This is a genomic window from Pseudomonas sp. GW821-FHT02H09 (assembly GCF_059421425.1).
Genome location: NZ_JBWKVA010000012.1, coordinates 101493 through 115021, shown reverse-complemented (window position 1 = coordinate 115021; position 13529 = coordinate 101493). Strand labels below are relative to the sequence as shown.

General features: G+C 59.3%; 15 protein-coding genes. 5 read left to right on the top strand and 10 right to left on the bottom strand.

The window, feature by feature from the left end:
* Window positions 1–23: 23 nt before the first annotated feature.
* The 3 genes from AC07VR_RS17685 (at window position 24) to fdhA (ending at window position 3052) form a co-directional block, all read left to right on the top strand.
* Window positions 24–656 (top strand): sarcosine oxidase subunit gamma, encoded by a 633-nt coding sequence (locus AC07VR_RS17685; protein WP_494990617.1) that lies wholly within the window; start codon window positions 24–26, stop codon window positions 654–656.
* A gap of 139 nt (window positions 657–795) precedes the next feature.
* Window positions 796–1653: a formyltetrahydrofolate deformylase gene (purU, locus tag AC07VR_RS17680; protein WP_494990616.1), complete on the top strand. Its 858-nt coding sequence runs from the start codon at window positions 796–798 to the stop codon at window positions 1651–1653.
* Between the two features lie 199 nt (window positions 1654–1852).
* Window positions 1853–3052, top strand: a complete 1200-nt coding sequence (gene fdhA / locus AC07VR_RS17675) for a formaldehyde dehydrogenase, glutathione-independent (protein ID WP_123581242.1) — start codon at window positions 1853–1855, stop codon at window positions 3050–3052.
* A gap of 439 nt (window positions 3053–3491) precedes the next feature.
* Here fdhA and AC07VR_RS17670 read toward each other — a convergent pair whose 3' ends face one another.
* The 6 genes from AC07VR_RS17670 to AC07VR_RS17645 form a co-directional block, all read right to left on the bottom strand.
* Window positions 3492–4106, bottom strand: coding sequence for an RHS repeat-associated core domain-containing protein (locus AC07VR_RS17670; protein ID WP_495011995.1), 615 nt, complete (start codon window positions 4104–4106; stop codon window positions 3492–3494).
* Window positions 4107–4276: 170 nt separating this feature from the next.
* The gene (locus AC07VR_RS17665) at window positions 4277–4456 is read right to left on the bottom strand and encodes a hypothetical protein (protein ID WP_495011994.1); all 180 of its coding nucleotides are present in this window, start codon (window positions 4454–4456) and stop codon (window positions 4277–4279) included.
* A gap of 286 nt (window positions 4457–4742) precedes the next feature.
* Window positions 4743–5015 carry a hypothetical protein gene (locus AC07VR_RS17660; RefSeq protein WP_495011993.1) on the bottom strand — a complete coding sequence of 91 codons (273 nt, stop codon included), beginning with the start codon at window positions 5013–5015 and terminating at the stop codon, window positions 4743–4745.
* 362 nt (window positions 5016–5377) lie between these two features.
* On the bottom strand, window positions 5378–6052 hold the full coding sequence (locus AC07VR_RS17655) for an anti-sigma factor (RefSeq protein WP_494990612.1): 675 nt from the start codon (window positions 6050–6052) through the stop codon (window positions 5378–5380).
* Window positions 6049–6693 carry a sigma-70 family RNA polymerase sigma factor gene (locus AC07VR_RS17650; RefSeq protein ID WP_495011992.1) on the bottom strand — a complete coding sequence of 215 codons (645 nt, stop codon included), beginning with the start codon at window positions 6691–6693 and terminating at the stop codon, window positions 6049–6051. Before AC07VR_RS17650 ends, AC07VR_RS17655 begins: the two co-directional genes overlap by 4 nt.
* 55 nt (window positions 6694–6748) lie before the next feature.
* Window positions 6749–7342: a fasciclin domain-containing protein gene (locus tag AC07VR_RS17645; protein ID WP_495011991.1), complete on the bottom strand. Its 594-nt coding sequence runs from the start codon at window positions 7340–7342 to the stop codon at window positions 6749–6751.
* A 235-nt stretch (window positions 7343–7577) separates the two neighbouring features.
* Here AC07VR_RS17645 and AC07VR_RS17640 point away from each other — a divergent pair, with 235 nt between their 5' ends.
* Window positions 7578–8144: a DUF2780 domain-containing protein gene (locus AC07VR_RS17640; RefSeq protein WP_495011990.1), complete on the top strand. Its 567-nt coding sequence runs from the start codon at window positions 7578–7580 to the stop codon at window positions 8142–8144.
* A gap of 1 nt (window position 8145) precedes the next feature.
* Here the strand turns inward: AC07VR_RS17640 and yihG are convergent, their stop codons facing one another.
* A complete protein-coding gene (gene yihG, locus AC07VR_RS17635; protein ID WP_495011989.1) occupies window positions 8146–9033 on the bottom strand; it encodes a 1-acylglycerol-3-phosphate O-acyltransferase, YihG family in 888 nt (295 codons plus the stop codon).
* Window positions 9034–9345: 312 nt separating this feature from the next.
* Here yihG and rloA2 point away from each other — a divergent pair, with 312 nt between their 5' ends.
* Window positions 9346–9843 (top strand): retropepsin-like aspartic peptidase RloA2, encoded by a 498-nt coding sequence (rloA2, locus tag AC07VR_RS17630; RefSeq protein WP_495011988.1) that lies wholly within the window; start codon window positions 9346–9348, stop codon window positions 9841–9843.
* 81 nt (window positions 9844–9924) lie between these two features.
* Here the strand turns inward: rloA2 and AC07VR_RS17625 are convergent, their stop codons facing one another.
* The 3 genes from AC07VR_RS17625 to AC07VR_RS17615 form a co-directional block, all read right to left on the bottom strand.
* Window positions 9925–10554 (bottom strand): glutathione S-transferase, encoded by a 630-nt coding sequence (locus AC07VR_RS17625; RefSeq protein WP_495011987.1) that lies wholly within the window; start codon window positions 10552–10554, stop codon window positions 9925–9927.
* A gap of 163 nt (window positions 10555–10717) precedes the next feature.
* The gene (locus AC07VR_RS17620; protein ID WP_495011986.1) at window positions 10718–11425 is read right to left on the bottom strand and encodes a 3'-5' exonuclease; all 708 of its coding nucleotides are present in this window, start codon (window positions 11423–11425) and stop codon (window positions 10718–10720) included.
* The gene (locus AC07VR_RS17615; RefSeq protein WP_495011985.1) at window positions 11422–13362 is read right to left on the bottom strand and encodes a putative nucleotidyltransferase substrate binding domain-containing protein; all 1941 of its coding nucleotides are present in this window, start codon (window positions 13360–13362) and stop codon (window positions 11422–11424) included. The genes AC07VR_RS17620 and AC07VR_RS17615 overlap by 4 nt, the downstream gene beginning before the upstream one ends.
* Window positions 13363–13529: the final 167 nt, after the last annotated feature.

Here is a 13529-nt window from a genome sequence, read left to right as displayed (position 1 = left end):
CAGAATTCAGACAGGTGTCCCACATGACCACAGCCAACGTTTACCAACAGCGCCCAACCACCGGGGCAAAGGCCGAGTCGTCGCTGCATCACGCAGCCCTGCAAAGCCTGGTGGGCAAGGGCCGTAAAAACGCCGGTGTCACCGTGCGTGAAAAGAAACTCCTCGGCCATCTGACCATTCGTGGCGACGGCCATGACCCAGCGTTCGCCGCTGGCGTGCACAAGGCCCTGGGCCTGGAATTGCCAGTGGCCCTGACCGTCATCGCCAAAGGCGAAACCAGTCTGCAATGGATGGGGCCGGACGAATGGCTGCTGATCGTGCCGGGTGGTGAAGAATTTGCTGCCGAGAAAAAACTGCGTGAAGCGCTGGGTGCTCTGCACATCTCCATCGTCAACGTCAGCGGCGGCCAACAGATTCTCGAACTCAGTGGCCCGAAAGTCCGCGAAGTGCTGATGAAGTCCACCAGCTACGACGTGCACCCCAACAACTTTCCGGTGGGCAAAGCCGTCGGCACCGTGTTCGCCAAGTCGCAACTGGTGATCCGCCACACCGCCGAAGACACCTGGGAACTGCTGATCCGCCGCAGCTTCTCCGATTACTGGTGGCTGTGGTTGCAGGATGCAGCTGCGGAATACGGCCTTAGCGTTCAGGCCTGATACGGATGATCGTTCCCACGCTCCACGTGGGAATGCATCCCGTGACGCTCTGCGTCACAAAAACGGACGCAGAGCGTCCATGGCGGCGTTCCCACGCGGAGCGTGGGAACGATCAGTTCGCTACAGGAGTCACCGCACTATGAGCCGCGCCCCAGACACATGGATTTTGACCGCCGATTGCCCCAGCGTCCTGGGCACGGTGGATGCGGTGACCCGTTTTCTGTTCGAACAGGGTTGCTACGTCACCGAGCACCACTCCTTCGATGATCGGCTTTCCGGCCGCTTCTTCATTCGTGTGGAATTCCGTCAGCCCGACGACTTCGACGAACAGGCGTTCCGCGCAGGTCTGGCCGAGCGGACCGACGCTTTCGGGATGATTTTCGAACTGACACCGCCGCACCACCGGCCAAAAGTAGTGATCATGGTTTCCAAGGCCGATCACTGCCTCAACGACTTGCTCTACCGCCAACGCATCGGCCAGTTGTCCATGGACGTGGCTGCGGTGGTTTCCAATCACCCGGACCTCAAGCCCCTGGCCGACTGGCATGGAATTCCCTACTACCACTTCCCGCTGGACCCGAACGACAAGCCGGCGCAAGAGCGTCAGGTGTGGCAAGTCATTGAAGAGTCTGGTGCCGAACTGGTGATCCTTGCCCGCTACATGCAAGTGCTGTCGCCGGAGCTGTGCCGCAAACTCGATGGCAAGGCGATCAATATTCATCACTCCTTGCTGCCGGGTTTCAAAGGCGCCAAGCCGTATCACCAGGCGTACAACAAAGGCGTGAAACTGGTCGGCGCGACTGCGCACTACATCAACAACGACCTGGACGAAGGCCCGATCATCGCCCAGGGTGTGGAAGCGGTGGACCACAGCCACTATCCCGAAGACCTGATCGCCAAGGGGCGTGACATCGAAGGGCTGACGTTGGCGCGGGCGGTTGGGTATCACATAGAACGACGCGTATTTCTAAACGCCAATAGAACCGTCGTTCTTTAGATTTTGGGGGCCGCTTCGCGACCCATCGCGGGCAAGCCTCGCTCCTACGACGAGCGCGTACCCCTGTAGGAGCGAGGCTTGCCCGCGAGGCGTCCTCTCAAACGATACAGAAACACACAGGCAATAAACCCGAGCAATCAACGCGCTGCCTCCCATTGGCGACGCGAGCGCTACATAAAAACAACAGCGAGGTGAAAGCATGTCTGGTAATCGTGGTGTGGTGTATCTGGGCAATGGCAAGGTCGAAGTACAAAAAATCGACTATCCCAAAATGCAGGACCCGCGCGGCAGGAAGATCGAACACGGTGTCATCCTGCGTGTGGTGTCTACCAATATCTGTGGTTCGGACCAGCACATGGTGCGTGGCCGTACCACGGCCCAGACCGGTCTGGTTCTGGGCCACGAGATCACTGGTGAAGTGATCGAGAAAGGCAGTGATGTCGAGAACCTGAAGATCGGCGACCTGGTGTCGGTGCCGTTCAACGTCGCCTGTGGCCGTTGCCGTTCCTGCAAAGAGATGCACACTGGTGTTTGCCTGAGCGTTAACCCGGCGCGTCCCGGCGGTGCCTATGGCTATGTCGACATGGGTGACTGGACTGGCGGCCAGGCCGAATACGCGATGGTGCCGTATGCCGACTTCAACCTGCTGAAACTGCCGGATCGCGACCGGGCCATGGAAAAAATCCGTGACCTGACCTGCCTCTCCGACATTCTGCCCACCGGTTACCACGGTGCAGTGACCGCTGGTGTTGGCCCAGGTAGCACGGTGTACATCGCCGGTGCCGGTCCGGTCGGTCTGGCCGCTGCCGCTTCCGCTCGCCTGTTAGGCGCGGCAGTGGTGATCATCGGTGACGTCAATCCGATCCGCCTGGCTCACGCCAAGGCCCAGGGTTTTGAAATCGCCGACCTGTCCCAGGACACCCCGTTGCACGAGCAGATCGCTGCACTGTTGGGCGAGCCGGAAGTGGACTGCGCCGTCGATGCGGTCGGTTTCGAAGCCCGTGGTCACGGCCATGCCGGCGTGAAACACGAAGCACCGGCCACCGTGCTCAACTCGTTGATGGGCGTGGTTCGTGTTGCTGGCAAAATCGGCATCCCTGGCCTCTACGTCACCGAAGATCCGGGTGCAGTCGACGCCGCCGCGAAAATGGGCAGCCTGAGCATTCGCTTCGGTCTGGGCTGGGCCAAATCCCACAGCTTCCACACCGGCCAGACCCCGGTCATGAAGTACAACCGCCAACTGATGCAAGCCATCATGTGGGACCGCATCAAAATCGCCGACATCGTGGGTGTTGAAGTCATCAGCCTTGATGACGCGCCACGTGGTTACGGCGAGTTCGATGCCGGCGTGCCGAAGAAGTTTGTGATTGATCCGCATAAGTTGTTTAGTGCGGCGTGATAACGGAGTTGCAATGAAAAATGGAAGCTCTTTGGAGCTTCCATTTTTAATGCGTTTTTATGGCTGGAAAAGAACCTGTTTAGTCTGAGTGGGCGATTAGCTCCGTATGCTTTTTAGTACAAGACGTAACATTCTGTTGGATTCTTTAACTGCAAGCTGCCACATGACGCTGTTGTAGTTGTTCATATTGTTTTGGATCTCGTTGTGCATAACAACTGCTCTGTAGGGGAGGATGCCGTTAGCTTCTCCTTGCATTGCGGGTGTCAATATCTCCAAGTTCAGCTCTCCTTGGGCAGGGATAATCTGTGCCAATGACCGATCAGATACTGCATCAACTGTTTTCTTCATGGTTGTAGACGTAGAGGCAAGAGAGCCCAGGTCTTTGGATGGCAAGGATTTTAAAATCTGTTCTGTTATATGGGGTGCTCCGTTGATTTTTTCAAAGTAACCCAGCGGAGTGGCGGTATTTAGTTTCCTGGCCGTTTTCATTGCTTTTGGAAAGTGTTTTGCCATTAAAACCAGCCAACTGACATGCCCCGTCGGATCCCCCAGGTTCACCGGATCCCCCACACAATACGCATACGCATTCAACCCACCCTCCCCCAAACGGACTCCAACTGTCCGGGCTGTTGATTCGCATCAACACCGGGTTAAACGCTCGATAGCCATTGCCCAACACATAATGCCCGGTCACCGGGTCCGGGTGTTCGCCGTTGAAGCCGAGCAGGCTGAGCAAGCCGTTTTCCGGGGGGCGATGGCCGTAAGGTGTGTAGGCGATGGGATGGGGCTGTTTCGCGTCGAGCGCGCGCAATACCGAGCGCTGTTGATCGGTGGCGAGCAGGGTGGTTTGAACGGTGCCGCCCTGGCGCTGTTGTTGCGCCAGCAGCTGATCTCCCTGCTGAAAAATCGAGCGCTGCATCGAGCCCTGAATCTCGGTGGCCAGACGGTTTTTCAGGTAGAAGCGTTGGGTGCTGGCCTGCGCCGATGGCGTGCAAGCGGCGAGGCGATCCAGTGGGTCGTAGTGGTAGCGGCAGAGCAGGGTTTCGCGGTTCATCGGCATGGGATGAGTTCCCTGAGAGGTGCGTCGATTCAGGTTATTACTCTCCCTGAATTGGCCAAGGCTGCCTACTAGCAGAACTGCTAGGGTTGGGGGACGCAAGAGGCCGAAATCATCAACCATCGACGATGGGCCGCGAGGTTAAATCGAGGTTTGAGGTGAGTGCTTTAAATAAGTCTGTTTTTTGTCGCCGCTTCTGGGAACACTATAACTTCGACCTTCACTGGATAAGTGAATTTGCCTTTGACTTTCTTTTTTGCTTCTTTGGCGGTGTCTGCGTCCACTGATCCATATTGGTTACTGTGAGTGCCATTAACCGCGCGGGCGGTGTAGATGTAAGTAATCATTTAAGTTCCTTTTATTAGTTAGACAGTGATGTGCAAGGTGTCCGTCTGTAGGGGTGAAACCCTGTTGATAAATTTGTAAGTCCTGGATGATGTTTCGTCTACTGTCAGAAATTACAGGTTGCATCGACGAGTCTGGTGTTTCGGACGGGCGGTTGACTGTCTCAAAAGCGGGTTGATCGTTCCCACGCTCCGCGTGGGAATGCCTCACTGGACGCTCTTGGATGTGACGCAGAGCGTCACGGGCTGCATTCCCACGCGGAGCGTGGGAACGATCGGCGTGAGTTTTTTATGCCGAAGCTTGCGTCTGCAATCGCCGTCCGATCACGTCCATCAAGTCGCAGCCGTCGCGCAGGGGGATGGCGAGGACTCGGGCGAAGTCGTGGAGGACCAGCGCGTCGCTGCTGATTTCTTCGCGCAGGGCAAGGTTTTCCAGCAGCTGGGTCACGGCGCGGATGCGGTAGGCGGCCGTGTCGTGGAGCACGTCGAGGGGTGCCTGAGTGTCGATGAGCAGGGAGTGGAAGTCGTTGTCGATGCCGGTGATGGGCATGTATCGGTTCATGGTTTGCTCTCTATTTTGTTCGCTGAATGCCGTCACTATTCGTCGCCAAACGAAGGGTGGCGGCTGTACGCGGGTTGGCGAACCGGCAACAGAGAAAACCGGCAGACTCGAAAGTCTCCCGCGCACAGCCGCCATAAAACAAGCGGCTTTGCGGGTGCAAAAGTACCTGCAAGCAGACAACTTTTTGCATTCTCTCTGATGTCAGGTCGCCAAACCTGAATCGCCATGTGGGCGACGGGCGGACTATAAGCTTCATGCTTCGGGCGGTGCAAGGCGCGCGCGTGAGGGGATTTCCGAGAAAGGTGTAAGACCTGAGCTGCCTGATCGTTCCCACGCGGAGCGTGGGAACGATCAACTGCAACCTACAACGCCGCCAACGGCCCCTGATACAACACTGGCCCGGTCGGTTGTCCGGTCGGCGAGCCGCCTTGGGGTTCAAGGCTGACGGCCAACGCAATCGGTGTGCCGAGCAGGATTTGCTGCTCTTCGCTCAGGTTGATCCGGCCTTTGCCGTCAGCCGGCAGCAGGCCAAGGGAGATGGGTTTGCCATCAGCCGGAATGGCCCACAATTCCAGGCTGCGCCCAGGCGTAACGGCGGCGAGGGTCAGCGGCTCGACTTGCAGGTAGTCGTCATGGGCCTTGATCCGCAGCGCAGGTTGTTCGGTAGCACTGAGCAGTGTCGCGCTGTAACGGGCGTCGTCGCGGGTGTAGAGAATGCCCAGGGTCACGGCCACCAGCAGCGAGCACACCGCAGCCGTGACGCGTAGCCAATTCCAGAACGGGCGTTTCTCGGGCACATGTAATCGCTGCGGTTCGATGCGCGCGGTGATGGCCCGCCACACGCGATCCGGCACCGGCTCTTCGACCAGCGGCTCGTTCAGGCTGACGAGGGTTTCCTGCCACCGGGCCAGTTCAGCGCGCAGCGCGGCATCCTCGCGCAGCAGTTGTTCGAAACGCCGGCGGGCCGCAGCGGGCATCAGGCCAATGGCGTAATCGGCGGCCAGCGCGCGGCGCAGGCGGGGGGTCAGGTCGTTCATGCTTCAAGGCACCTGCGCAGGCGCTCCATACCGCGGCGAATCCAGGATTTGACCGAGCCCAATGGCGCGGCCAACTGTTCGGCCAGCTCAGAGCACGACAAGCCCTGAAAGTAGGCGACAGTGATCGATTGACGCTGCATGCCTTCGAGGTTTTCCAGGCAGCGGTTCAAGGCTCTGACGTCGCGCGCATTGCTCAGCAGTTCCTGGGCAGAAGGGGCGTCGTCGACCAGCGATTGCTCCGCGAATTTGCTCAGAGCCCGGTCACGATGCCTGCGCAACTGGTCGATGGCCTGATTGCGGGTGATGTTGATCATCCAGGTCAGTGGCGCCGACAGGTGCGCCTGGTAGCGTGACGCGTTGTTCCAGATCCGCACGAAGCTCTCTTGCAGCACATCTTCAGCCAGATCGCGATGTCCCATGAAGCGCAACGCCACGCCGTGCAAACGCGGGGCAACGCGGCGGTAGAGGGTTTCAAACGCGCCTCGATCGCCCAGTGAACACTGAGCCAGAAGCTGTTTGAGCTGATCGGCGTCGTCGGTGGAAATGACGGTTCTCCAGGTGGACGATATAGGGACGGTTGGCTGCGCACTGTGCCGGTTGCAGGCAGAGGTTAGTTCACGGTGCGCCGTTGTTCCATTCACGGGCAGGTCCCTCAAAGCAAACGCCGGCCCTGATGCGCAGGGCCGGCATCAATGCTCAGCTTTTAGGCAGCAGCACTTTGTCGATGACCTGGATCACGCCGTTGGACTGGTTAACGTCGTAGGTGGTGATGTCGGCAGTGACGCCTTTCTCATCCTTGAGCACGATGTTGTGCGGGCCGTTCATCATGATCCACAGCTTGCCGCCGCTGACAGTGGTCAGTTCGGCCTTGCCGCCACCGGCCTTGATGCGTTTGGTCAGCTCCGTCATGTCGAGCTTACCGGCGACCACGTGGTAGGTAAGGATATGGGTGAGGGTGGCTTTGTTTTCCGGTTTGAGCAGGGTGTCGACGGTGCCGGCGGGCAGGGCGGCGAACGCCGAGTTGACCGGCGCGAACACGGTAAACGGACCTTTGCCTTTGAGCGTGTCGACCAGCCCGGCGGCTTTCACGGCGGTGACCAGGGTGGTGTGGTCGGCTGAGTTGACGGCGTTATCGATGATGTCTTTGCTCGGCATCATGCTTTGGCCACCGACCATCACGCTGTCGTGGCTCATGTCGGCTGCTTGTGCGATGGTCATCGTCAGGCCGCTGGAAAGGGCCAGGGTCAGCAGGCTGGCGATCAACGGGGTTTTAATCGAAGTGCGTTTCATGGTGATGATCCTTATTAGGAGAATCGGCCAGGAATGTCTGTCCGTGCTTGATATACGCAGGCGGGCGAACACTGGATGCGGTGCGCGGAAAATTTATTTCGGCTGGATTCCACAAGGCTTGCCGAACGGCTGGCGCAACGCAGCGGACGCGGGGAACAATCCTGGTCCTTGCCAGTCCAACGGACTGTTTTGCGCCACCCGTTGGGTGGCATTCATGGCCCAAGAGGTTGTCTCGATGAAGATTTCACGCGGTATTGCACTGGCTTCGCTCATGACCCTGGCGGCAAGCCCGGTTTTTGCCGCTTTCAACCTGAGCGATGTGGCCAACGCAGTCTCCGGTGCGCAAGGCAATCAGAGCGGCGACGCAGCGGTCGCGGCAATACCGCAAGCGGCCGGTTTGCTCGACACGCTCGGTTCGCAGCTCAACATCACTCCGGAACAGGCGATCGGCGGTACCGGCGCAATGCTCGGGCTGGCGAGAAATCAGCTGAGCAGCGGTGATTATTCGCTGCTGGGCAAAAGCGTGCCGGGCCTGGATCAGCTCACGGGTAACGGTGCATTGGGCGGCTTGGGTGGTTTGAGCACAATGCTCGGCGGCCAGTCTGGCCAATCTCCATTGCTGGACGGCCTGCTGGGCAATGTCAAAGACACCAACGACCTGAACAACGCCTTCGGCGCCTTGGGCATGGACAGCGGAATGGTCGGCCTGTTTGCCCCGGTGATTTTGCAATTCCTCGGTCAGCAGGGCGTTGGTGGTTCGCTGCTGCAAAGCCTGGGCGGGATCTGGGGCGCCGGTAGCTGATTCAACGACGCTCGGCGCGCAAGGCGTCGATGCGCTGGTCCTTCTCGGTCCAGAGCTGGTTGACCCAGTTCTGGACGGTCTGGCGAAACACCGGATCGTTTTCGTAATCACCCTGCCATAACGCAGGAGTCAGCTCTCGGGTCTGGATGTCGATGATCACCTTGGGCACATCACCGCTGATCAAACTCCAGAACCCCGGGATCTTTTCCTGCGGGTAAACCACAGTAACATCCAAAACCGCATCCAGCTGTTCGCCCATGGCCGCCAGCACGAAGGCCACGCCGCCAGCCTTGGGGTTGAGCAAATGGGTGAACGGTGAATGTTGCTGCGCCCGTTTGGTCGGGGTGAAACGGGTCCCTTCCAGGTAGTTGACCACGGTCACCGGCTGACGCTTGAACAGCTCGCAGGCGACTTTGGTGATCTCCAGATCCTTGCCATGCAGCTCCGGGTGTCTGGCCAGAAACGCCTTGGAGTAGCGCTTCATGAACGGGTAGTCGAGCGCCCACCAGGCGAGTCCGAGAAACGGCACCCAGATCAGTTCTTTCTTGAGGAAGAATTTGAAGAACGGCGTGCGTCGGTTGAGGGTCTGGATCAGCGTCGGGATGTCGACCCAGGACTGGTGGTTGCTGATCACCAGGTAGGAGGTGTCCTGCCGCAGACCTTCACCGCCGCGAATGTCCCATTGGGTGGGGATGCACCGGGCGAAGATCAGCTTGTCGATTTCGGCCCAGGTTTCGGCGATCCACATCACCGCCCAGGAGGCGTAATCGCGCAAGCGGCCGGGCAGGATCAGTTTGAACAGGGCAAACATCATTAGCGGTCCGAACAGGGCCAGGGTGTTGAGCAACAGCAGCAGGGTAACGAAACTGCCGGTGAGCAGGCGGCGCATAAATAACTCTTGAGATCATCAGGGCGCGCCATGATAAGCAGCTTGGGGTCAGAGGCCAAATGCTGACGCACTGACGAATGTTTCACCTTTGGTTGGGTAGGGTGGTTTTCGAATCGCAACGCAGATCCCTTAGATGATCGTTCCCACGCTCTGCGTGGGAATGCCTCGCTGGACGCTCTGCGTCCGCTCTTGTGACGCAGAGCGTCACGGGCTGCGTTACCACGCAGAGCGTGGGAACGATCTAACTTACTGTGCTTTTTGCGGTCTAGAATTCGACGTCATCGCCCCATTCCCCCAAGGAACCCTCCCACCGTGAAATCCGTTCTTGTTCTGTTGTCCCTCCTGGCCCTGCCGGTCATGGCCGCCGAGCCGACCCTTTACGGGCGCTACGAATACATCAAGCTGCCGGAGCTCGGTGAGACCCTTCAAGCCAAAATGGACACCGGGGCCCTGACCGCATCGCTGTCGGCCAAGGACATCGAGACCTTTACCCGTGATGGCGAAAACTGGGTGCGTTTCCGCCTGGCGACCAAGGGCGCAAGCAGCAAGGTCTATGAGCACAAGATCGCGCGGATCAGCAAAATCAAAAACCGCGCCGATGAAGAAGACGACGGCGTGAGCGAAGTCAGCAAGCGCCCGGTCGTCGATCTGGAATTGTGTCTGGGCAACATCAAACGCACCGTCGAGGTCAACCTGACCGACCGCAGCAGCTTCAACTACCCGCTACTGATCGGCGCCAAGGCGTTGCGTGAGTTCGGTGCGGCGGTGAACCCGGCGCGGCGCTTTACGGCGGATAAGCCCGATTGCTGATTCGGCTTTACCGCGGGGCCTGATTCATGAGTTGTTTTTGATCGCACCCACGCTGGTGCGTGGGGACGATCAGTACTGAGTTCAAACCGGCGGCTGAGTTTCGATCATCGACGGTCGCTGACTGACTTCGGCATACCAGGCGCCAAGTTTTGGATTGGCTGCGCGCCAGTTCAGGTCCGGGTGGCGGAAGTCCAGGTAGCCGAGGGCGCAGGCGACGCTGATGGCGGCGACGTCGAAATGGCAGGTGAGTTCGGCGATGGCGTCTTGCTCAAGAACGGCCAGGGCGCGGCGGATTTTGTCGCGTTGGGCGTCGAGCCACTCGTCCCAGTGTTTTTCCGGGGCGCGCAGGGCGACTTCATAGCGCACCAGCACCGAGGCATCCATGATTCCATCGGCCATCGAGGCCAGGGTCAGGCGCCGCCAACGGGCCGAGCCATCACGGGGGATCAGTGGATTGCCGACGTGTTGATGGTCGAGGTAATCGAGAATCACCCGGCTGTCGTGCAGCACGTTGCCGTCGGCCAGGCGCAGGGCCGGGATTTTGCCCAGCGGGTTGTCCTGATTGAGGGCAGCGTCCGGGCTGACCGGGCTGAGTTGGCTGTTTTGCAGCGCCACACGGTTCAGTTGACCGGTTTCGTGGAGCAGCACCATTACTTTGCGAACGTAGGGCGAGGCAGGGTTGTGGAACAAGGTCATGCTGGGGGTGAACATGGCTTTCCTCGGCGGTGATCAGGGAACAGGGGCTTAGCCTAGTAAGTTCCGGGACTGCTGGCGAGGGTTCTGTGTCGCTGGTGGAATCGCTTCGCGGGCAAGCTTCGCTCCTGCACCTTCATCCTGGGGTGACCACCTCCCCATAGGGGCCGGCGATTATTTGTTAAAACGAATGCGCTTGTTGCCGGCGTTTCCACTGGCTCAGGCGCTGTTGCAGATTCAGCGGGCTATGAATCTGCTGCTGCCGGGCACGGCTGAACAGGATCAGCGCCAGTTCGGCGGTGGCCAGGGCGTCAGCGCTGGCGTGGTGGCGTTCGCCGACCTGCAATTTGAAATGCTTGAGCCAGTCATCCAGTCCGGCTTCGCGGATGTGCACCTGGGGACAGAGCAGCGGCGCCATGTCCGCGATGTCCAGAAATGGATGCTGCAAGCGATAACCCAGGCTGTCCTTCAAGGCTCGCCCGAGCATGTGCTGATCGAACGGCGCATGGTAGGCCAGCAACGGGCTGTCGCCGACGAACTCCATGAAGTCCAGCAAGGCTTCGACCGGATCGCTCCCGGCGGCGATGGCGCTGGGACCCAGACCGTGGATCAGCACACTGGGGCTGAGTTTGTGCTCAGGGCGCTGCAGGGTTCGCTCGAATTGCTGGCTGAAATCGATAGCGCCGTCCTCAATCACCACCGCGCCGATGGACAGCACCAGATCCTTGTTCAGGTTCAGCCCGGTGGTTTCCAGATCGAGCACCACCCAACACTGCTCGCGCAGGCTGCATTCGCCCGGCTCCGGGGGGACCGCCAAGCGTTCCAGTCGCAGTTTCTGTTCGGCGGTCAGTGTCGGGCTGTTGAGACGTAGCCAGGAGAACAGGTTCATAGCTGATACCTATGCATCAGACTGCTTTGCAGGCGTTGGGCCTGGCGCAATGACTCACGCAGGATTCGCCGATCCAGGTGATTGAGGCTGTCGGGATCGACCCGGTTGGAGTAGGGCAGGTTTTCGCGCGATTGCAGCTGATGTTGCTGCATGCGGGTTTGCTGGATGAAGTGGTAGGCCTCCTCATAGGCAGCACCGTCCAGCCGTTCGATAACCTCCTTGGCCACCAGTTGGCGCAAGCGTTCCAGGGTGTTGTTGGCTTCAATGCCGTTGGCCAGAGCCAACAGTCGTGCGCCGTCGACGAAGGGGGTCAGCCCCTGAACTTTCAGATCCAGTGTGGCTTTTTCGTTGCCTTTGCGGGCCAGGACGAACTCGCGCAAACGCCCCACGGGCGGGCGATGGCGCAAGGCGTTTTGCGCCATCATGCGCTGGAACAGAGGGTTGTCGGCAACCTGCAGGAGAATGTTACGGCGCAATTGCTCACAGCCCTGCTCATCACCCCAGACCACCCGCAAGTCGAAATAGATGCTCGAACCCAGCAGGTTCTCCGGAGTCGCTTCACGGATGAACGCCGCAAAACGCCGGGCCCACTCGGCACGGGACAAACACAGCTCGGGGTTGCCGGCCATGATGTTGCCCTTGCACCGCGTGAAACCGCACAGCGCCAGGCTCTGATTGATCTGCTGCGCCAGTGGCAGCAACTTGCTACGGATCTCGGCGGCGTGTGCGGCGTCTTTCGCTTCGAAGAGAATGCCGTTGTCCTGATCGGTATGCAGCGTCTGCTCGCGACGACCTTCGCTACCAAAACACAGCCAACTGAACGGCACACCGGGGTCGCCCTTGTCCGCCAGTGTCAACTCGATAACGCGGCACACCGTATGGTCGTTGAGCAAGGTGATGATGTGGGTGATCTGGGTCGAGGATGCGCCGTGGGCGAGCATGCGCTCCACCAGTTGGCCGATTTCGCCGCGAATCGCCACCAGGTTTTCCACCCGAGGCGCGTTGCGGATGGTCCGCGCCAGGTGCACCAGATCGACCCGTTGCAGGGAAAACAGATCACGCTCCGAGACCACGCCGCACAGGCGTTGATCCTTGACCAGGCAGACATGCGCGATATGCCGTTCGGTCATGGCAATTGCAGCATCGAAGGCACTGTGATCCGGCGTCAGGAAAAACGGCGCCTGAGTCATGTGCTGTTCGATGGCCTGGTTGAAATCGCTGGTGCCATCGGCGACCACCTGGCGCAGGTCGCGCAGGGTGAAAATGCCGATTGGGGCTTTTTGTTCATCGACCACGACGATGCTGCCGACCTGCTGCTCGTGCATCAGCGTCACCGCTTCGCGCAATGGCGTCATCGGACTGCAGGACACCGGGTGGCGCATGGCCAACTCGCCCAGGCGGGTGTTGAGCGAATACTGGGTGCCGAGGGTTTCCACGGCTTTTTGCTGAACTTGCTGGTTGACCTGATCAAGCAGGCTGCTGACCCCGCGCAGAGCGAAGTCGCGGAACGGGCTCGATAGTGCGAACAACTTGATAAAGGCTAACTTGTTCAGTTGCAGGCAAAAGGTGTCTTCCCCCGCCAGGTGTTCGGTGCGGGTCGCACGTTCGCCGAGCAGTGCGGCAAGCGGGAAACACTCGCCAGTGGTGATTTCGAAGGTGGTTTCGGTACCGCCCTTGGCGGTGTGCGGGCGTTCACCGACCACTCGCCCTTGCTTGACGATATAAAAGTGCTCAACCGGCCCGTCGGCGGGTTTGATGATGCTGTCGCCCGGCGCATAGAAGCGCAGCCGGCATTGCTCGACCAGGTAAGCCAGGTGAGCGTTTTCCATTTGATTGAACGGCGGGAACCGCTGAAGGAATTGCATGGTGCCGTGGATGTTCTGCAACACGGCGGTTTTCCCTGCCTGGGTGAAGGCATCCGCTTTACTCATAACCATTACCGCAGTCTTTTTTGAATTGTCGTTGTCAGATCATTAGCCATGGTCGGCCCCTCTGCGCAGGGTGCCCATTGGACGTAAGTCTATGTAGCCGCTGTACTAGTGGGAGTTGTCTTACGCAATAAGTGCGAAAAACCTTTCATAAGCCCTCTTGGAAAATTATCCGA